This window comes from Candidatus Methanoperedens sp. (assembly GCA_027460535.1).
Taxonomy (GTDB): domain Archaea; phylum Halobacteriota; class Methanosarcinia; order Methanosarcinales; family Methanoperedenaceae; genus Methanoperedens.
The window spans coordinates 173,260-192,215 of sequence record JAPZAR010000011.1 but is presented as its reverse complement, the minus strand read 5'-3'; the positions used below and the strand labels follow the sequence as shown (position 1 = coordinate 192,215).

At 45.6% G+C, this 18,956-nt stretch carries 18 protein-coding genes; 11 read left to right on the top strand and 7 right to left on the bottom strand.

Translation table 11 applies throughout. The features are described from left to right. The first annotated feature begins 1 nt into the window (after window position 1). The 4 genes from kdpB to O8C65_05510 all read left to right on the top strand — a co-directional run bounded on the left by kdpB (window position 2) and on the right by O8C65_05510 (window position 5,605). The gene (gene kdpB, locus O8C65_05525) at window positions 2-2,065 is read left to right on the top strand and encodes a potassium-transporting ATPase subunit KdpB (protein ID MCZ7356374.1); all 2,064 of its coding nucleotides are present in this window, start codon (window positions 2-4) and stop codon (window positions 2,063-2,065) included. Between the two features lie 12 nt (window positions 2,066-2,077). Further along, window positions 2,078-2,644 (top strand): potassium-transporting ATPase subunit KdpC, encoded by a 567-nt coding sequence (gene kdpC / locus O8C65_05520; protein MCZ7356373.1) that lies wholly within the window; start codon window positions 2,078-2,080, stop codon window positions 2,642-2,644. Window positions 2,645-2,650: 6 nt separating this feature from the next. Next, window positions 2,651-4,582 carry a DUF4118 domain-containing protein gene (locus O8C65_05515; protein MCZ7356372.1) on the top strand — a complete coding sequence of 644 codons (1,932 nt, stop codon included), beginning with the start codon at window positions 2,651-2,653 and terminating at the stop codon, window positions 4,580-4,582. 117 nt (window positions 4,583-4,699) lie between these two features. Further along, window positions 4,700-5,605: a DUF4118 domain-containing protein gene (locus O8C65_05510; GenBank protein ID MCZ7356371.1), complete on the top strand. Its 906-nt coding sequence runs from the start codon at window positions 4,700-4,702 to the stop codon at window positions 5,603-5,605. Window positions 5,606-5,614: 9 nt separating this feature from the next. Here O8C65_05510 and O8C65_05505 read toward each other — a convergent pair whose 3' ends face one another. Further along, a complete protein-coding gene (locus O8C65_05505) occupies window positions 5,615-6,241 on the bottom strand; it encodes a hypothetical protein (protein MCZ7356370.1) in 627 nt (208 codons plus the stop codon). Between the two features lie 317 nt (window positions 6,242-6,558). Between O8C65_05505 and O8C65_05500 the strand changes: the two genes are divergently transcribed. Beyond that, window positions 6,559-7,308 carry a sulfite exporter TauE/SafE family protein gene (locus O8C65_05500; protein ID MCZ7356369.1) on the top strand — a complete coding sequence of 250 codons (750 nt, stop codon included), beginning with the start codon at window positions 6,559-6,561 and terminating at the stop codon, window positions 7,306-7,308. Here the strand turns inward: O8C65_05500 and O8C65_05495 are convergent, their stop codons facing one another. Both O8C65_05495 and glnA read right to left on the bottom strand, forming a co-directional pair. Then, window positions 7,309-8,301 (bottom strand): NrpR regulatory domain-containing protein, encoded by a 993-nt coding sequence (locus O8C65_05495; protein ID MCZ7356368.1) that lies wholly within the window; start codon window positions 8,299-8,301, stop codon window positions 7,309-7,311. A gap of 9 nt (window positions 8,302-8,310) precedes the next feature. Continuing rightward, window positions 8,311-9,636, bottom strand: a complete 1,326-nt coding sequence (gene glnA, locus O8C65_05490; GenBank protein MCZ7356367.1) for a type I glutamate--ammonia ligase — start codon at window positions 9,634-9,636, stop codon at window positions 8,311-8,313. A 370-nt stretch (window positions 9,637-10,006) separates the two neighbouring features. Between glnA and O8C65_05485 the strand changes: the two genes are divergently transcribed. Both O8C65_05485 and O8C65_05480 read left to right on the top strand, forming a co-directional pair. Then, a complete protein-coding gene (locus O8C65_05485; protein MCZ7356366.1) occupies window positions 10,007-10,708 on the top strand; it encodes a type 1 glutamine amidotransferase in 702 nt (233 codons plus the stop codon). 36 nt (window positions 10,709-10,744) lie between these two features. Then, window positions 10,745-11,047 carry a hypothetical protein gene (locus O8C65_05480; GenBank protein ID MCZ7356365.1) on the top strand — a complete coding sequence of 101 codons (303 nt, stop codon included), beginning with the start codon at window positions 10,745-10,747 and terminating at the stop codon, window positions 11,045-11,047. On the opposite strand, the gene O8C65_05475 is transcribed toward O8C65_05480, so the two are convergent. Continuing rightward, window positions 11,028-11,348, bottom strand: coding sequence for a hypothetical protein (locus O8C65_05475; GenBank protein ID MCZ7356364.1), 321 nt, complete (start codon window positions 11,346-11,348; stop codon window positions 11,028-11,030). The two genes, O8C65_05480 and O8C65_05475, sit on opposite strands and share 20 nt — an antisense overlap. A gap of 114 nt (window positions 11,349-11,462) precedes the next feature. Between O8C65_05475 and O8C65_05470 the strand changes: the two genes are divergently transcribed. The 4 genes from O8C65_05470 to O8C65_05455 all read left to right on the top strand — a co-directional run bounded on the left by O8C65_05470 (window position 11,463) and on the right by O8C65_05455 (window position 14,369). Further along, entirely contained in the window at window positions 11,463-11,801 is a 339-nt protein-coding gene (locus O8C65_05470) for a hypothetical protein (GenBank protein MCZ7356363.1), read from the top strand. Window position 11,802: 1 nt separating this feature from the next. Then, window positions 11,803-12,651, top strand: coding sequence for a DUF2099 family protein (locus tag O8C65_05465; GenBank protein MCZ7356362.1), 849 nt, complete (start codon window positions 11,803-11,805; stop codon window positions 12,649-12,651). 54 nt (window positions 12,652-12,705) lie between these two features. Beyond that, window positions 12,706-13,545: a proline dehydrogenase family protein gene (locus O8C65_05460; protein ID MCZ7356361.1), complete on the top strand. Its 840-nt coding sequence runs from the start codon at window positions 12,706-12,708 to the stop codon at window positions 13,543-13,545. A gap of 92 nt (window positions 13,546-13,637) precedes the next feature. Next, window positions 13,638-14,369, top strand: a complete 732-nt coding sequence (locus O8C65_05455) for a cytochrome c biogenesis CcdA family protein (protein MCZ7356360.1) — start codon at window positions 13,638-13,640, stop codon at window positions 14,367-14,369. 278 nt (window positions 14,370-14,647) lie between these two features. On the opposite strand, the gene ccsA is transcribed toward O8C65_05455, so the two are convergent. From ccsA to O8C65_05440, 3 genes are all read right to left on the bottom strand, one after another. Next, on the bottom strand, window positions 14,648-16,978 hold the full coding sequence (gene ccsA, locus O8C65_05450) for a cytochrome c biogenesis protein CcsA (protein ID MCZ7356359.1): 2,331 nt from the start codon (window positions 16,976-16,978) through the stop codon (window positions 14,648-14,650). Between the two features lie 2 nt (window positions 16,979-16,980). Continuing rightward, window positions 16,981-17,460 (bottom strand): thioredoxin family protein, encoded by a 480-nt coding sequence (locus O8C65_05445; protein MCZ7356358.1) that lies wholly within the window; start codon window positions 17,458-17,460, stop codon window positions 16,981-16,983. A 106-nt stretch (window positions 17,461-17,566) separates the two neighbouring features. Next, window positions 17,567-18,949 carry a 4Fe-4S binding protein gene (locus tag O8C65_05440; GenBank protein MCZ7356357.1) on the bottom strand — a complete coding sequence of 461 codons (1,383 nt, stop codon included), beginning with the start codon at window positions 18,947-18,949 and terminating at the stop codon, window positions 17,567-17,569. Window positions 18,950-18,956: the final 7 nt, after the last annotated feature.

The window sequence follows — 18,956 nt, the reverse complement described above, 5'->3', positions numbered from 1 at the left end:
TATGACTAAGACAAAAAATATAACAATCTTTGAACCAGAACTCTTACGCCAGGCATTACTGGATTCGTTAAAAAAGCTAAATCCCCTCAGCCTGTGGCGAAACCCTGTCATGTTACTCGTGGAGTTCGGAAGCATCATTACTACTGCCAGCTTCTTTGCAGGCTTATTTTTTAAATCAGGCGAATCTTCCTGGTTCACAGGAGCTGTATCCTTATGGCTCTGGCTGACGGTGATTTTTTCAACCTTTGCAGAGTCGCTTGCAGAAGGGCGGGGAAAGGCACGCGCCGAGTCGCTTCGTAAAACACGCACAGAAGTAATGGCAAAAAGGCTGGGCGATCCGGGGTCGAAAGAAAAATACGAGCTTATCTCTTCTGCAAACCTCCATAAAGGGGATTATATACTCGTGGAAGCGGGGGAAATAATTCCCGGCGATGGTGAAGTGGTTGAAGGTGCAGCCCTCGTGAACGAATCATCTGTCACAGGCGAATCAGCCCCGGTCGTCCGGGAATCAGGCGGAGACAGAAGCGCTGTAACAGGCGGGACAAAAGTCATTTCCAACCAGATCATCGTGCGCATAACAGCGAATCCGGGTGAGGCTTTCCTGGACAGGATGATCGCCATGGTTGAAGGTGCAAAGCGCCGTAAAACCCCCAACGAGATCGCACTGGAAGTACTGCTGATATCGTTAACAGCGGTCTTCCTGCTCGTGGTTATCAATTTCAGCTCCCTATCCATATACAGCATCCAGGCTGCGGGACATGGGGCTCCAGTCTCGATTACAGTCCTTATAGCGCTTTTTGTTTGTCTGGCGCCGACAACGATTGCAGCACTCCTTCCTGCTATCGGGATTGCGGGCATGGACAGGCTCTTTGCGAAAAATGTGATAGCCCTTTCGGGGAGAGCCATTGAAGCGTCCGGAGATGTAGATATCCTTCTCCTCGATAAGACAGGAACAATTACCCTGGGTGACAGGCAGGCGGTGGAATTTATTCCGCTGACGGGACGTTCCGAGCAGGAAGTTGCCAATGCAGCACTATTTGCATCGCTGACTGATGAGACGCCCGAAGGAAGGAGCATTGTAGTACTTGCAAAAAAGAAATACCAGATGCGGTTGACCGCGCTACCTCACACTTCGAAATCCATTCCATTTACCGCCCAGACACGCATGAGCGGGGTTGATATTGACGGGCAATCGTATCGTAAAGGAGCTTCCGATGCGATCACGGAATATGTTAAAAGCAAAGGAGGAAATGTGCCCCCTGAACTTGAACCGAAGGTGGAAAGTATCGCAAAATCAGGCGGAACACCTCTTGTCGTATGTCATAACGCGCAAATCCTGGGCGTGATACATCTCAAGGACATTCTAAAAGGCGGCATCCGTGAACGATTTGTGCAGTTGCGGAAAATGGGTATCAAGACTGTCATGATCACTGGCGATAACTATCTTACAGCAGCAGCTATTGCAGCAGAAGCTGGTGTGGATGATTTTCTTTCAGAGGCAAAACCTGAAGACAAGCTTCGCTTGATTCGTGAAAACCAGCAGCAGGGTCATATGGTAGCCATGACAGGGGACGGTACGAACGATGCACCGGCACTTGCGCAGGCGGATGTGGCTGTAGCAATGAACACAGGAACACAGCCTGCGAGGGAAGCAGCAAATATAATAGACCTGGACAGTAACCCGACCAAGTTAATGGATATTGTTGAAATCGGCAAGCAAATACTCATAACACGTGGGACACTGACAACGTTCAGCATTGCCAATGACATTGCAAAATATTTTGCCATCATACCTGCAGCCATGGTTTCCATCTATCCTCAACTGGATATTCTCAATATCATGCATCTTGCGAACCCGTACAGCGCGATCCTGTCGGCTGTTATTTTTAATGCGATCATTATCCCCATGCTAATACCACTTGCATTGAAAGGCGTCAAATACCGCCCGATGCCTGCTGAAAAGTTGTTGATGTACAACCTTCTCATCTATGGGCTCGGCGGAATAATAGCGCCGTTTATAGGGATAAAAATTATTGATATTGTAATAAGCGCGTTTATGCGCTAGAGAGGACAGGGAATGAAAAACATAAAGACCACGCTAAAACTCTTTGCAATCCTGATGGTGCTTGTCGGTGTTATCTACCCCGTCGCAGTAACCGTACTGTCGCAGTTATTCTTCCCAAAAGAAGCGGGGGGAAGCCTCCTATACGATTCTGGCGGTAACATCACAGGTTCAGCCCTGATCGGGCAGCCTTTTTCAGACCCAAAATACTTCTGGCCGCGTCCTTCAGTTACTTCAGGCTATCCATATAATCCCCTGGCTTCCGGAGGCTCAAATCTCGGACCTACAAATAAGGATTTGATAGACCAAATTTCCAATAGAACAGAGCTACTGAAGTCATCCGGCATACAGTCTCCGGTACCTTCGGATTTAGTAGAGGCTTCGGCGAGTGGTTTAGATCCTCACATCAGCGTGCAATCCACTCTGGTACAGATACCCCGTGTCGCAAGGGCACGTAATCTCAGCGAAGATACGTTAAATAAACTGGTGGTTGAGCACATTGAGAACAGGCAGTTCGGGTTCTTAGGTGAGCAACGTATTAATGTCTTGGAATTGAATCTCGCTCTGGACAGTATGAAGTAGATTTTAATGACAGATACAGAAGATAAAAGACCGGAACCAGAATCTCTCCTGGCAATTGCACAACAGGAAGAAACAGCCAAAAAACGTGGAAAACTGACCATCTATTTTGGCGCCGCACCCGGTGTCGGGAAAACCTATTCCATGCTCTCTGATGCCAGAATGCGTAGACAGGAAGGAATAGATATTGTTGTTGGTTACGTTGAAACACACGGCAGGGCAGAAACCGAAACACTCCTGGAGGGTCTGGAAACCATTCCCCTCATTGTTTCTGAATATAAAGGGGTACAGCTTGCGGAGATGGATTTAGAAAGTGTTCTTGAGCGGCGGCCCAGGATTGTGCTTGTTGATGAATTAGCCCATACAAATGTTCCCAATTCCCGCCATGCCAAGCGCTATCAGGACGTAGAAGAGCTCCTGAACGCAGGAATTGATGTATATTCGACCCTGAACGTGCAGCATCTGGAAAGTTTAAATGACACCGTCTTCCGTATAACAGGAATCCGTGTCAGTGAAACTATCCCGGACACTTTTTTCCAGTTGGCGGATGAGATCAAGCTTGTAGATCTTCCTTTTGAGGAGTTGCTGAAACGATTGAAAGAAGGAAAGGTCTATGCAAAAGATATGGCGGAAAATGCTGTTAGGCGTTTCTTTAAGCCTGGGAATTTGCTTGCACTTCGTGAAATGTCATTGCGGCTTGTAGCCGGCAGCGTAGATGAAAAAATGCTTCAGTACATGAGGGCGCATGCAATCGGGGGGCCATGGTCTGCTACAGAGCGTATCCTGGTGGGAGTATTAGCCAGTCCTTATGCGGAGCAACTGGTCCGCTCAGCCTTTCGCATAGCCTCTGAACTGAATGCAGAATGGATAGCGCTCTATGTAGAAACTGTCAAACATGGGCAGTTATCAGATAAAGAACAGGAATGGCTTAAAAATACCCTGGATCTCGCTGAAAAGCTGGGTGCACGTGTCGTCTGGATCAAAGGGGATGATGTTGCTGAGGAAATCGCCCGGTATGCACAGAGCCATAATGTTACAAAGATCGTAATGGGCAAACCCAGGCGTTTTGGATTGTTTCCTTCTCTGGCCCGGAAGATCATGGTGCGTACAAGAGATATCGATGTTTTCCTCTTTGCAGGCAAGAGCGAACAACCTGTACCTGAGAAAAAAATAGGTATGATCAGCCCGCTAAATTATTTCATAAGCGCAGTTGCTGTTATTCTTGGTTCTTTATTCGGTTTTCTTTTGAGAGACATTCTTGGTCCGATTAACTTACTATTCTTAATGCTTCTACCTGTTGTATTGATCGCCATTTTCATGGGGAGAGGTCCGTCTATCTTTGCAGCAGTCTTAAGCGTTCTCATTTTTGATTATTTCTTCATTCCACCGTATTTCAGCTTTGCCGTTTCAGATGTAAGGTATTTTTTATCTTATCTCATGTTCATTGCGTTTGCCTTTGTAATTAGCAATCTTGCGTCCAATCTTCAATACAAGGTGCATCAGCTTCAACAGAGCGAGTCCAGAACTATAACTTTATATGAATTAAGCCAGGACCTTGTCACTGCCCGGAGCATTGATCAGGTTTTACATCTGATGATTCGCCATACAAGGCAAATTTTCCCATGCGATATGGCTATTTTTCTTCCCGAAAATGGACAAATTTCGGTCAGGGCTTCTACCGAGAGGTTTCAGATAAACCCGAAAGAACTTGGTATAGCAAACTGGGTCTGGCTCAATGGCGAACCTGCAGGCATGGGCACGGACACACTACCCGAAGCATGGGCGTACTATCTTCCCATGAAAACGGCAGATACCGTAAAGGGTGTTGTGGGATTTCATTTCGACGCTCCTCTTCAGATTCTTACCCCCGAAAATAAGGTTGTATTTGATACCATTGCTCGCCTCGGGGCTCTGGCGATTGAAAGGATTGGCTGGATATAGAAGTCCTTTTGAAACTATGAATGATGTGATTACAAATTTACCCCAACATGTCTGTGGACATTAACATTAATGTATTAGAATTGAATCTTGCTCTGGATAATATAAAGTAGAATTTCAATGATAGATTCAGAAGATAAAAGACCGGAACCGGAATCTCTTTTGGCAATTGCCAAAAAGGGAGAAACAGCCAGAGATATCGCTGTTTTTCTTTTTACAGGCAAGAGTGAACAACTTATATCTAAGAAGAAAATAAGTACGATCAGTCTACTAATTTACGTCATAAGTGCAATTGGTGTCATTATTGCTTCTTTATTAGGTTTTCTTTTTCGGGATATTCTCGGTCAGGTTAACTTACTGTTCTTAATGATTATACCTGTCGTACTGATCGCTATTTTTTGGGGACGTGGCCCATCTATCCTTGCAGCGGTCTTAAGCATTACGATTTTTGATTTATTGTTTGTTAAACCGTATTTCAGCTTTGCTGTTTCGGAAGTAAGATATTTTTTATCTTATCTCATGTTTATTGCGTTTGCCTATGTAATAAGCAATCTTGTATCAGATCTTTACTACACTGTGCAGCAGTTTGAGCAAAGCGAGACCAGAAATACAACTTTATATGAATTAAGTAAGGATCTAATCACTGCCCGGAGCATTGATCAGGTTTTACACCTGATGATTCGTCATGCAGGACAAATTTTCCCTTGCGATATGGCCATTTATCTTCCTGAAAATGGACAAGTTTCTCTCAAGGCTTCTACCGACATGATCCAGATTAACCCGAAAGAACTTGGTATAGCAACTTGGGTCTGGCTCAATGGCGAACCTGCCGGTGTGGGCACGGACACACTACCCGAAGCATGGGCTTACTATCTTCCCATGAAAACGACAGATACCGTAAAGGGTGTAGTGGGATTTCATTTCGACGATCCTGAGCAGATTCTTACTCCTGAAAATAAGAGTGCACTAGAGATGATTGTTCTGCTGGGAACTCTGGCGATTGAAAGGATTGGCGGGAAGGAATGATGTCATTCTTCATTTCCAGATCCTGTTCTCTGTTCTGATTTCAGTAACATAAATAATTTCACAGGCACCATATCCGCTGTCATATCGAGTCAGGCTTGTTTTCCATGAATTACCTTTTTCATTCTTCACATTGATCAGAAAACCCTTTAATGTCACTTTGTCATTGACTCTCATAGAATTAAGTGCACTGGAAACATTACCGCTGGCAGGGATGATGTGGTTGTTCGAGGAGTGTGATATCATATAATATTCACCGAAATAGGGCACTGACCTGTAGTAATACGAACAAAATCTTTCGCTCTGGCTGTAACTTATGTTCGGCTCGCCGGCCATCTGCCCCCAGACGGTGCATAGGTCTATTGGAGAAACCTGCATTTCGTCCTTGTATGTTCTTATGCTGACCACTTTCGCCGATATTTCATAGATCGCCACAGGTGTGAGCGTGTATCTGTCGTCAAATGAGTTTATGATAAAGTTTTCTCCTTCGTACTGCTTCTGCAATGGTTCTTTGGAAATGTCAATATCCTTTGAAATATCAACATCCTGCGGAATAAATCCATGAACTTCCCACCCCGATACAAGCGTTCCGATCAAGAAGATCATAAGAATTACAACCAATACAGATGCTATTGCCATCAGGATAAATGAAGAACTCTTTTTTTTGGGTACTTGTCCTCTGTCTGGATTAGTATAATAATATTGAATATTCATCATCTTTATTTATATTTTATAATAACAATTTATATAAAAAGCTTTGCTCTACATTTAGGGTACATATCTTTGCTTTCCAGGATGGAATTATGTCAGATGAAAATAGATGGTGTTATGGACGCAATACTGAAGAGGTTTAACCTTAATTGATAATTAGCTGATTGTGCTTGAGGATTAGAGAATGCTTGACCATTCAAATAGGGTTTAGATAAAATTAATCTTATCCCGGATAATGAGAGCGCATGGAAGTCCTCCTGATAATACTCGTTGCATTCTTTATAGCCCTTGTTTTCTCGATGCTCGGCCTTGGAGGCGCGATCATTTACACCCCGCTATTCTTCTGGCTTGGACTTCCTATTTTGATCGCCATACCCATGGCGCTTCTCATGAACGCGATAACAACCGCCTCGGCTTCTATTACGTATTTGAAAAATCAAATGGTGGACACAAGAACGGCTTTTCCGATCATTGGCACATCCATTCCGGGTGCGCTAACAGGTTCTTACCTTGTAAGGGTGATGGATACTGGAATAATAATTCTAATACTCTCAGTTGTACTTCTTGCAGCTTCCATAAGGATATTTTTCTTCAGCAGTATCGGCTTCACCCTCGGGACGACGTTTAAAAAAAAGATATGGATAGGCGCATGTGCAGGCTTTTTGATCGGAGTGATTTCCTCTCTTGTGGGCATAGGGGGAGGAACTTTTGTAGTTCCTCTCCTTCTGGTCCTTGGGTTTGAAATGAAAAACGCGATCGGAACCTCATCCTTCATTATAACTTTTACATCTTTATCAGGATTTCTGGGGCACATGAGTTTTGGAGGCCAGAATATGGACATGACCATTTTATTTTATGCCGGCGCGGCGGCATTTATTGGAGCCCAGACAGGTTCAAGGGTAATATTCAAGAACATCTCTTCAAGATCGCTTGAGCTTATGTTTGCACTTGTGCTTTTGCTCATCGCGGGCAGACTTCTCTACGGGCTAAAGTGATTATTCCAGCTTATTCAATTCCTTAAAATCAATGATGGTAGAAATCGGATGCGTGTCCACCTTGATCCCCATTTCTTCCACTGCTGCCATACCATTTACTCCCGCATAAGCCACGATGCCTACCTTGCCGTTCTCAACTGGCGCGTTCAGTACGGACTTTCCGGGTTTGCCGATTTCTGCAATACCGCCTATTTTGGCTTCAATAATGGATTGCAGGACGACTTCAGCTTCCGATACAGCCGATGCAGGGATCTCGCGTAGGTTGGCAAGCAGTTTGCCTGAACCCTTTTCCACAGCGTCCATGACCCGCGTCATCCTCTTGGATATAAAGATCCTCATCGGGTCAATAGAAGTACCGCTATAAGCAATGATATCGTCAAAACCGGCGGGTTTCCTGTTCTTTACATCTAATAAACCACCGTATCTGGTATTGACGGGAATCCCATTTTTCATTAATATCCCGTCGATGGTGATACTGCACATCGTAGCTATTCCTATTTTGCCTTCGGGGATCTTAATATCAGAAGTTACAGTTCCCTCTTCTATTAACTTGATATATGGACTGATGGAATAACTATCATACATCACATGGTGGAGCATTCCCATCGTTTTTTCAAAATCGTTCTTGTCAATAACCGAGGTGTTGACAATTACGCTGCCCTGACCCGACTTCAGGTCAAATGTAGTATCATAAATTAGTTTCTCGATCCTTGTGATGATAAAGCCCAGCCTGTCTCCAACAAGCGCATTATTGAGTTCTTCTATTCCCCGCTCTGTGATTACCCTGCCGTCGTAGCCCTGGCGCTGGGTGAGGCCGCGCTCATCAAGGATGCGTAGATGGTAGCGGACGCCCCTCTCTCCGATGGGGTATCCGCGTTCATTCATCCTGTCAGCGATAAGCCGTGCCCCTATAGGTTCGTGGTTCTCATAGAGTATCCTCAGGATCTCTATCAGTTTCCTCTGTACCATCGAGTCGATAGTGGTTGTGTTCATTCATTCAGGTCAAATTGTGTTCAGATATCGATTGATCTCCCAATCATGTACGCTTATCCTGTATGCATCCCATTCCGCTCTTCCAAGCCTCATGAAATCTGCATATACGTGTTCTCCAAGTGCTTCCCGGATAATATCGTCAGTTTCCAGATAATCCAGTGCTTCCTTCAGGCTGCCGGGGAGAGATTCGATTCCATGGGTCTTTCTCTCTTCATCGTTCAGGTGGAAGAGGTTAAGCGTGGTGGGCTCGCCCGGGTCTATCTGGTTCTCTACGCCGTCAAGCCCCGCCATTAAAATCACCGCAAAGGAAAGATACGGATTGCACGATGGGTCTGGGCTCCTGAGCTCGACGCGCGTGCTCATTCCCCGGGCTGCCGGGATGCGGATCATGGATGAGCGGTTCGCTCCAGACCATGCGATATAGACCGGCGCTTCATATCCGGGTACGATTCTCTTATAACTGTTAACTATTGGGTTTGTGACTGCTGTGAATGACTTGACGTGTTTCTTCAGCCCTCCAACGAAATATCGCAGGGTATCACTGACCCCCATATCCTTTGACTCGTCATAGAAGGCGTTCTTTCCATTTTTGAAAAGCGATATGTTTGTGTGCATGCCTGAGCCATTTATCCCGAAGACGGGTTTTGGCATGAAAGAGGCGTGCAAGTTATTTTTTTGTGCTATGGTCTTGGTAACGAACTTAAACGTAATGACATTATCCGCGGTCTTAAGAGCATCTGCATATTTGAAATCTATCTCATGCTGCCCCATGGAGACTTCATGATGGGAAGCTTCTATATTGAAGTCCATTTTTTCAAGGTCATTAACTATTTTCTGGCGTATTTCTTCAGCCTGGTCAACAGGCGGGAAATCAAAATATCCGCCAAAATCATGAGGAATATTTGTTGCCTCACCATCTTTTCTCTTGAAGAAGAAGAATTCAAGCTCTGGACCGGTATTCATAACATAACCGCGCCTGGCTGCTTCCTTGAGTGCTCTTTTCAGGACATAGCGCGGATCGCCTTCAAAGGGCTTGCCGTCAGGTCTATAAACATCACAAATCATTCTGGCAACCTTGCCATCGCTAACCTCCCATGGAAGAACATTGTAGGTGTTTATGTCGGGTCTCAGGATCATGTCGGATTCCTCTATCCTGACAAAACCCTCAATAGACGAGCCGTCAAAGGCTATGCCGGATTTCAGGGCCTTTTCCGCCTGTGAAACAGGGATGCCAACGTTCTTGACCATGCCACCGATGTCAACGAATTGGAGTCTTAGAAATCGTACCTGGTTTTCCTCAATTGATAATAACACGTCTTCATTTGTTTTGATCATAGTTATCACTGCAACTTAAATCTATAATTTCAATATTTGGTTATAAATCATTCGGATTTACTTTTTCACAAGGCATCAGATTCATCAATAGGTGATATGTCAGTTCTATTTCCGTTTCCATAATTGATTCAAGAGGTCTTTCGGGTATTGCCATATACTTTTCTCCTGTGATGTTATGGTCTCTGCACAGCCTTATTTGATTAAGATTCACAAGGAATCAACTGTTTACAATGTATTCCCAACTTGAGAGACAATTCAAATGAAGGATGTGCGAGACCGACTATAGGCTACCGTTTTCGGACTTAAATAGTTTTCTATATATTGCCCTTCATACATACAGTTTGACAATCGGATAAAAAGAGGAACGATTATGAGAATACACTCGCTTGAACACGAGCCATTTGAAGGCCTTGGAAATATCGAAGTATGGGCGAAGACCAAAGGACACAGCATTGAGAGAACATTGCTCTATGAAAATGAGCAACTTCCCAAAACAGCGGAGTTTGACTGGCTTGTCATAATGGGAGGTTCCATGAACATTTACGAGGAAGGGAAATACCCATGGCTTATAGAGGAGAAGAAATTCATTGAAGAAGCGATATGCAAAAATAAGGTAATTCTCGGAGTATGTCTTGGATCTCAGCTCATTGCAGATGTCCTGGGCGGCAGGGTGCGAAGGAACAGGTATAAGGAGATCGGCTGGTTCCCGGTGACATTGACAAAGGAGGCCGGAGACTCCACTATTTTCAGATCATTCCCGGAAAAATTCACTGCATTCCACTGGCATGGTGATTCCTTCGAAATACCTCCCCGCGCATTAAGAATAGCTGAAAGTGAGGGCTGCGCGAACCAGGCATTTGAATCCGGGAGGGTTATTGGATTGCAGTTCCATCTTGAATATTCTGAAAGGAGCATCGACCTCATGTTCAAGAATTGCGGGGATGAGATAGTGGAGGGGAAATATATACAGAAGCCCGGGGAGATCCTATCTCAGATCAGCATGGTGAATGAGATGCGGAGAATCCTGAATCTGCTGCTGGATAAGATCGAAAGAGAATTTGGTGAGCCTTGAGTCATTATATATGCCTTTCTACTATTACATGCCTTAATGGATGTCCGCTTATCCCGTCCCTGCGTTGAAGACCCCACCAGGTATATAGCAGAATGTAATCTCGGGAGAAAAGTTGCCATGGAGAGATTATGCGAATTCTTGCGCAACATAGAAGCAAAGGATTTGAAATGCTCAGTGAAACTTGGGGTTGCGCGCTTTGAAATGGAAGGAAAGAGCGTGATGATATACAAGAGTGGCCGCGTGGATATCAGGCGAATCAGGAGCACTGACGAGGCAAGAGACGTGATGGGAAGGATAATGGATATGGTTGAAGAGGCTTTCAGCGATAAATCCTCTTAGAGAATTCCCCTATAGTATTGCTGGTTTTGTTGGACACGTCCTCTATCTTTCGTCCCAGGTTCTCCTCAACGCCTTTGATGTTTATCCTTATGGAGCGCTCTTTCGCATTTAAAGATTCTTCCAAGACCCGCACTCTTGTATTGAGCAATAGAATCATCATTGCCAGAGAACCGATCAGGAGCATGGCTGCCATAAGAATGACCGGGTCATAATCATGGCCGAGCCGAGTGAGCCATTTATACGTTAACACTATCGAAGACAATACCATAACGCCAGCAAGCCCGACATCTTTTGCATCCATTGATCCACCTCTGATATTTGATAACAGTTATACTTGTAAATATATATAGATTTAGTTAAGATGATTTTTTGAAGAGGGGAAATATTATTAGAAGCCCGGCCAAATATCCAGGTGATGGCACGAAAACTTGGTCCTTCGGATCTGCTCATTTTAAAAAAACTCGCACCTGAGCTTGTCGATCCTACCTGTGCACACGCGGGGCATGAATTCAGGTCGGTGCTTCCTCCTGTATCGCAGCATTTTTCCAGGGCAAAGGAGGATTTCAGGGAACGTCTTCTGAAACTCTCGGAAGAGGAATTAAATTATCTTGTTGATCTCATCTTCGAAGGGATGGAAAGCCTTCACTGCGTCAAAAAAGAACATGTGGACGCCCTCATTGAGGTTGTTAGCATGCGCCTCTCAAAAGTAAAAGCGACCGAACTGCTTGAATTCTATAAGTTCGCAGGTGATTGAAATGCCCCATATAATGGAACTCTTCGGGAAAACTCGCGTGGTGGTGAAGAACGGTAAAGTTGTCGAAGTGGGTGAACCTGTCGCTGATTGGTGCCCGGTGTTCAGCAAAGTCGCAGGTGTTTCGAAGCTCACACCGGAGGAGGCGAAAAAGAACATGGAGTACAGGATCCGCGAGCTGGGGATGTTCACCCCGCAGAGGAGGTTGGACTATGGCGTTTTTGTGAATTTCGGGGCAAGCGAGATAATGATGACTGCCCTGCGGCGTGGAATTATAGACTCCACGGTAACAGTATGCGACGGTGCAGGGACAGTGGTCACAGATAATCCGGAGCTTGTGCAGGGGATGGGCGCATTGATGTCGGGGCTGATAGAGACAGAACCCATACGTGAAATAATCGCGGGAATAGAGGCACGAGGGGGGATTGTGCTTGATAAGGAAAAGGCAAGCATTGACCAGATGGAGGGTTTCAGGAAAGCGTGTGAACTTGGATATAAGAATATCGCAGTGAGTGTGGTGCGTCCGGAGGATGCGGGAAAGCTCCGTGAAATGGAGAGAGAATATGGAGTTGAATTGACTTTAATAGGTGCGCATCTTACGGGATTACAGACCGGGGAAGCCAGGACTTTCATTGCGGCACTTGATATCGTAACCGGATGCGCCTCAAGGACTGTGCGTGATATAGTGAAACCCATTCTCCAGGTGGGTACGTCAGTGCCCATGTTCGCAATAACGCAGAAAGGTAAAGAATTACTATGCGAGAGGGCAAAAGAGGTGGATTCGCCAATTCTGGTAAATACTATGAAATTGCCTGTGCTTCCTGAACACAAGCAGCCAAAACCGCTTGCTTAAGATTCTTATCTTAATCCTTTAAGTAGTTCCAGATCTATTCCTTCATCAGGGAAAATGAGTTTTTTAATCAGATTTGCGCGCCATTGGATCGCAGGCGAGACCCTGGATGATGCCATTGTACGCGCGAAAAAAGCAAACAATTCAGGCATGGGTACCATCATCAATTATCTGGGGGAGCATGTGCGAGAGCGGTTGGAAGCGGAACAGAATCTTATGGAGATCCTGAGGCTCCTGGACAATATTGAAAAATCAAAAGTTGGCGCTTCAATTTCAATTAAGCTTACCCAGCTCGGGCTTGTTATCGAAAAAAAGCTCTGTTCATCGAATGTGGAAAAGATCGCAACCAGCGCAGCTTCAAAGAACATCTTTATTTGGTTCGACATGGAGAACTCTCCCTTTACAGAGGATACCATTGACCTCTATCTTGAGATTTTAAGAAAATATGGGAACACGGGCATTGCCATTCAGTCCAACCTGAAAAGAAGCGAAAATGATGTAAAGAGAATTGCAGCAGCTGGGGGATTCATCCGCCTTGTCAAGGGTGCATATAGCGAGAAAAGCGGGATAGCCTATAGGAGCCGCAAAGAAATTACTGTTAATTTCTCAAAGCTCATGGACAACCTTTTCTACAGAAGCCCCTTCTTTGCCATCGCAACCCATGACGATTTGCTGATAAATGAGGCGATAGAGGCTAATAAAATCCACAGGAAGAAGCTTGAATTCCAGATGCTGATGGGAGTGAGAGAAGAGCTTAAAAACCAGCTTGTAGAGAAAGGTTTAACAGTCGTGGATTACATCCCATACGGAAAGATCTGGTTTCCCTATACCACCCGCAGGTTGAGGGAACGTAAAAGGAATATACTGTTGATCCTGCGGTCTGTATTCGATTTTTAAGAAAGAGAAGCTTTTTATTACTTTACACTGTATGTAAAGTAAGGTTTTTATATAACCCCCGACTTATAACGCTTTGAAAGATTGATGCACTCATGAACCCTACAGCACCCTCCATTATTCTGGTTTTCATAGCAGGCGTGGTTACAATACTGAAGCCGTGCTGCCTTCCGCTAGTGCCTGTGATATTCTCTGGCTCAGGAGGGCACAGGCTGCGCCCCTTTGCTATCGTTTCTGGACTGGCATTGACCTTCACTGCAATGGGAGTGCTGGTATCAGCTTTCGGCGCCACGTTCACAGCATACACCGACTCCTTGCGCAGCCTGGCCATTCTATTTATCATAGGTATGGGTGCTGTGCTTTTTGATGACGACATAAACATGGAGTTCATAAAGATTTCAAGCTCGATAACCCAGGGATTGAGGCAGAATTTCGGCTCGATGAGCGGGTATTCATCAGGCATCCCTCAGGGAGGCCTGGCAGGTGGATTTTTCCTGGGCATGTCCCTTGGCATCCTGTGGATCCCGTGCGTTGGGCCCATACTGGGAGCAGTGCTTGCATATGTGGCCTCGGTAGGCAACATGTCATACGGCGCATGGATGCTGTTCGTTTACTCTGTCGGCATGAGCCTTCCCATGCTGTCCATAGCCTATTATGGCAAGAAAGTCACGAACAGATACCAGTGGTTCGTTAAGCGCGGGCCTATTCTCAAGAAACTCTCCGGACTTGTGCTCATCGTTATTGGCATTATGCTGCTGTTCAACATAGACAAGCTGATAATCAGAGCACTTTCTCCTTATTTCCCGACCACTTTTTATGGTATATAAGGCCAGTCACTTTGCAGGTTTTTGCCTGGAGTTCTCTGCATTTATCCTCGGATGCTCCTAGGCAAGTGAGGCCCTTCAATCACATTGAGAATGGCTTCCTGTATGGCGAGTATTATCAAGATCGAATGTGAATTTCCTGACATCACTCTAGCAGCTGTCAGACGGCTCTTGATTGTGGCTAAGCATGTCATGGATTACTTTCCCATCTCCCGGAAGCCACCTTCTTTTCTCCAAAAGGCTGGGTCAATATCCTGACATCGAGAACTATCCAGTAATGTTCATTCGCCCTTTTTTGTTTTCATTGCCATTATCAGGATTATTCCCGCAGCGAACAGCAGGATGCCAACCCAGGCGAAGTTTACCGCAGGTATTATTTTTAGACTCAATGGCACAATACCGCTGCTCACACCCTGGAATATCACATAGACATCAGTTCCTGTTATGCTGCTGTCCACCATCGGGAAAGTCCCGCTTCCTTTTCCTTCAAGATACTCTGCGACTCCGCTTCCGATCTTCCTGTTATTTTGGTAGACTTCAAGCCTGAGGCTCTGGACTTTATACTGACCGGAAGCTGATGTTTCACTGATTTCATCCGGGCTTGAGAAAATGATCAGGGGATATGTGGTGTTGGTTGAAGGACTCGTAAAACCAGCCATCAGGGCTCCAGTTACTGTCACCTGAATTCCCTCGGGGATGGCTACAGGTACATTGCTCTGGGTTGCCACCCAGATATTTCCCGTACCGTCGTTGAGCTCGAAATACGTTGTGTAGGTGATGGGTGGAGTTTTGGATTGTGCATTCTGCACACTTGTGATTTGACCGCTGACCTGCACTGCATTATTGGCGTAATTTTCAGGATTGCTGATTATATCCGATATCCTGGTAGCGCCGGCGGGAACACCGGTTTCAACCAGGCTGCTGGTTGATAAATCCAGGACCTTAATGCCATAACCGTTCCCGACATCAAATTGCTCTCCTTTTGCCGCGAGAGGGATGTTTATCCTGTCTATGGTTTGCGTGAAACTGGAACTGATGATAGCGCCAAAGAGAATGAACACCACGCCAAAGTGAACTGCAGCCAGACCTATGCCTTTGATCTTCGGCCGAAGGCTGCCCAGGCGAAGGAAATCTGCCAGGCGCTGGAATGTGGATATAAGTGCGTATACCATGGGCGGGAAAATAGACAATACCGAAATTGAGCCTATCAGTTTATAGAGAGTTGGTTCCCTGACAAAAAAGGGACTTGTATGATCGAGAACATAGAAGTGCTCTGTCCGTGGGAACATGGCTATAACGGTGATTGCAGCCACGATGAAAAGCGTTTGTTTCTGCTTATCCTTTTGCGATTCCTTGTAGTTCAGGCAGAATCCCAGGCCAAGGAGCAGTATTATAGTGAATGGGTAGCTCCATAAATTGAAGAAGTTCTTGGTATCGGAGGCGACATTTACCTTCAGATTTTGTGTGATCTGGATGAATGCCGGGTAAGTGATGCCCCAGAAGGAAATGAAAGCCAGGATAACGAATAATAGCAGGGATACATAGAAGATATTCCTCTTGCTCCATAATCCCCACTCTTCTTCAGCCTTTTCAGACTCGGCAAGGTAGCGCCTCATGCCAAGGACGATGGATACGACTGAGATTATCAGTATAGATATGAGAAGAAGCGAACCTGTAGAAGTGTCCCCGAAGGCATGGACAGAATTAAAAAGCCCGCTTCGGACAACGATGGCTGCATACAGTACTAAAATAAAAGAAACTGCAGCCAGCATTGGGGCTGCTATTGAGAATGTCGTCTTGTTCTTCCTGTGCAGAGCTGCCGCATGAAGGAAACCTGTAAGCGTGAGCCAGGGTATGAACGAGGCTGTCTCCACTGGGTCCCAGGCCCAGAAACCGCCCCATCCCAGTACAAGATATGCCCAGACACCGCCCACAGCAATGCCCATGCCCAGGAATAACCAGGTGAACCTTGCCCACTGCCTGCTCAACTCTTCCCACCCATCGTCTTTTGTAAGCAGGTACACGATGGCGGCGGCAAAGGGTATTGTCATGGCGGCATAGCCTATGAACATCAGGGGAGGATGGACTATCATCCAGAAGTTTACTAACAGGGCGTTCAGGCCGCTGCCGTCCGGAGGCACGAAACCAATAAGATCGGGTCTGCCCTCGTATATGGATTTGAACGGGGTCTGGACAAGAGTGAGAATTATGAGATATAGGCCTATAATCAGGGTTATTATCTGCGTTCTTATAGCCAGGGGTTTTGCATGTCTGGTGGTGTAGGCGAGCCATGCTGCGGAAAGGAAGATCACCCATGCCCATAATAGGTAAGTGCCCGGCTGACCTGCCCATGCCCCGCTTATTTTATAGATAAGCGGCAGATCGCGGCTTGAGTACTGCCAAACGTATTCATAGGTAAAGTCGCTCGCAACGAAATAATAAGTGAGAAGCAGATAGGCCAAAGTGAGAAGGCCTGTCCCCAGGAGAATCAGAGGTGTTATTGCTCTTGATAAAATATCCCTGTTCTTAAATTCTTTCAATAAAAGTCCAATTAGCGCAATCACGCTTACAGCGAGACTTGCATAAAGTAATTCATTGCCTAAAGTCGTCATATCTATTTTCCCCTGACCTGTTTTCTTACCTCAGTAACTACGGGCAGGAACGTACTGGCATCCACGGCGCCATTTATCCTGAAATCCCTCATTTCGTTTCCCTTATTGTCAAGGAAAATTACCGCAGGCGGAGCCTGGACGCGATATTTGTTCGCAACGTCCCTGTCAACATCGAGATCCATCGCTACAAGAACAAAATCATCTTCAAGTATTTTCTTAACTTGCGGGCTCCCCAGCGTGTCGCTCTGGAACTTTGCGCAGTACTGGCACCATATGGCCCAGAAATATATCGCTACAGGCTTGTTTTCCTGCCCGGCCAGTTCTATCGATTTATCCAGCGATCTTGACCAGGTGAGCCCTCCCAGGTAACTGTTGTTCTTATCGCTCAGCCTGAAATCCTTGAGGGAGATAGTGTAAGAGCCGTATGCGAAGGCTATGATCAGTATCAAAACAAGTATTGACTGCAATTTTTTGGTTTTCATAACTCAATCCTGATTTGTTTCCTATATAAGCTATATGGTTTTGCGCTATTATTTTTCTTTTTTTTTACATGTTTATACATTATACTTTACGAGATGTGTAAAATAATTATACTATCGGGAGCGTTAGAATTATCACCCCTATGAAGAGATAAATAATTGCGGTAACACTTATTGCAGTCATGCTTTGCCTGAACTCCTTATGATCAATCGATTGCCTTTTGCTGATAAGATACCCTGCCCATACGGAAAAAATGAACCCTGCCAGCAAAATGAGGATCTGCGCCTGATTAATGGTGTCAAAATTAACATCGAATTGCCATACCCCACCAAAGACCTTACCCGCATTCTCCAAAAGAAAGAATAATCCTTTCAGCAGCCTGAAGGTGTTTTCTGCAAGGTAGACAGAAAGGGCCAGGGGTATGAATGCATAGGAAAATTCCATGAACTTTTGCTTTGTGTTTTTTCCGGGAAGGGATGCCCGGGTGGAAAGGTAGAGGAGACCTGCGGCACCAAGCGTTATCAGGCTAAAAATTATTATCGCCCACATGTTCCTCCAGTAAAGGTCAAGGAAGGTCACCGAATTAACAGGAAGCGTGGATTTCACGAAATTGATGATCGTATTCCTGAACTGGAAGCGTTCCATCCCCATGACAAAAAGGAACATAATGATTATCCCGTGGACAAGATATGCTTCATCCAGATGTATCTTTTTTGCTTTTACGATATCCGCACCGGGAAGCCTTGGGCTTAGTCGGATATTCCCTTTGGAACAAGATTTCACGCATTCCATGCACATTATACAATAGTTGTTCCGCTCCATCGTTTGCGGGAACTCGCCGACTGGGCATGCTTTCCCGGCTTCGTTGCCGATGACGCACTCTTTAATGTTGTGGTCTGCGCAGGTTTTCTTTGACTTGCAGCGAAGTTCAATTGCCGAGAGCATGGAGAAAACACCCAGCACAAGCCCGATTGGACAGATGTACCTGCAAAATGACCGCTTTTCATACACAACCGCCATTACCACTGCCAGCCCGGTGAAGAATAAAAGGAGATATGCAGTATTCGGGGGATTCCGCGTAAACATGAAAAGATGCCTCTCGGCAGCGAAAATGAACAGGAAGAGAATGACAGCGATCCAGAGGTTCCGGTACTTTTCAGGATATTTCTTCTTGAAGCTGAAGAGCGACTGCGTCCAGTCCCCGACTGCGCCTATGGGGCATGCAAAACACCAGAGCCTCCCGAAAATTATGAGGGTGAAGACGAGCAGTGGATGCCAGAGGTCCCATATCATTGTCGTAGAGAAAGGGATCCCGCCGTGGAAACGCAGGTCTGGATTGCTTGAAAGCCCGAAGTATATGATGACTAAAAGGAAGATGAAGAAAAGCAGATTGATCACTGGCCTGAAAAACCTGTTCTTGACAAGGCTCCTGAAAAAATAGATATCCAGCAGATCGAATTTTTCGTCGTTTTCAACATCGTTCTTATTCATTGCGACC

Coding starts and splice junctions, on each gene's coding strand:
- kdpB (MCZ7356374.1), top strand. CDS start 2: ATGACTAAGACAAAAAATATAACAATCTTTGAACCAGAACTCTTACGC.
- kdpC (MCZ7356373.1), top strand. CDS start 2,078: ATGAAAAACATAAAGACCACGCTAAAACTCTTTGCAATCCTGATGGTG.
- O8C65_05515 (MCZ7356372.1), top strand. CDS start 2,651: ATGACAGATACAGAAGATAAAAGACCGGAACCAGAATCTCTCCTGGCA.
- O8C65_05510 (MCZ7356371.1), top strand. CDS start 4,700: ATGATAGATTCAGAAGATAAAAGACCGGAACCGGAATCTCTTTTGGCA.
- O8C65_05505 (MCZ7356370.1), bottom strand. CDS start 6,241: ATGGCAATAGCATCTGTATTGGTTGTAATTCTTATGATCTTCTTGATC.
- O8C65_05500 (MCZ7356369.1), top strand. CDS start 6,559: ATGGAAGTCCTCCTGATAATACTCGTTGCATTCTTTATAGCCCTTGTT.
- O8C65_05495 (MCZ7356368.1), bottom strand. CDS start 8,301: ATGAACACAACCACTATCGACTCGATGGTACAGAGGAAACTGATAGAG.
- glnA (MCZ7356367.1), bottom strand. CDS start 9,636: ATGATCAAAACAAATGAAGACGTGTTATTATCAATTGAGGAAAACCAG.
- O8C65_05485 (MCZ7356366.1), top strand. CDS start 10,007: ATGAGAATACACTCGCTTGAACACGAGCCATTTGAAGGCCTTGGAAAT.
- O8C65_05480 (MCZ7356365.1), top strand. CDS start 10,745: ATGGATGTCCGCTTATCCCGTCCCTGCGTTGAAGACCCCACCAGGTAT.
- O8C65_05475 (MCZ7356364.1), bottom strand. CDS start 11,348: ATGGATGCAAAAGATGTCGGGCTTGCTGGCGTTATGGTATTGTCTTCG.
- O8C65_05470 (MCZ7356363.1), top strand. CDS start 11,463: ATGGCACGAAAACTTGGTCCTTCGGATCTGCTCATTTTAAAAAAACTC.
- O8C65_05465 (MCZ7356362.1), top strand. CDS start 11,803: ATGCCCCATATAATGGAACTCTTCGGGAAAACTCGCGTGGTGGTGAAG.
- O8C65_05460 (MCZ7356361.1), top strand. CDS start 12,706: ATGAGTTTTTTAATCAGATTTGCGCGCCATTGGATCGCAGGCGAGACC.
- O8C65_05455 (MCZ7356360.1), top strand. CDS start 13,638: ATGAACCCTACAGCACCCTCCATTATTCTGGTTTTCATAGCAGGCGTG.
- ccsA (MCZ7356359.1), bottom strand. CDS start 16,978: ATGACGACTTTAGGCAATGAATTACTTTATGCAAGTCTCGCTGTAAGC.
- O8C65_05445 (MCZ7356358.1), bottom strand. CDS start 17,460: ATGAAAACCAAAAAATTGCAGTCAATACTTGTTTTGATACTGATCATA.
- O8C65_05440 (MCZ7356357.1), bottom strand. CDS start 18,949: ATGAATAAGAACGATGTTGAAAACGACGAAAAATTCGATCTGCTGGAT.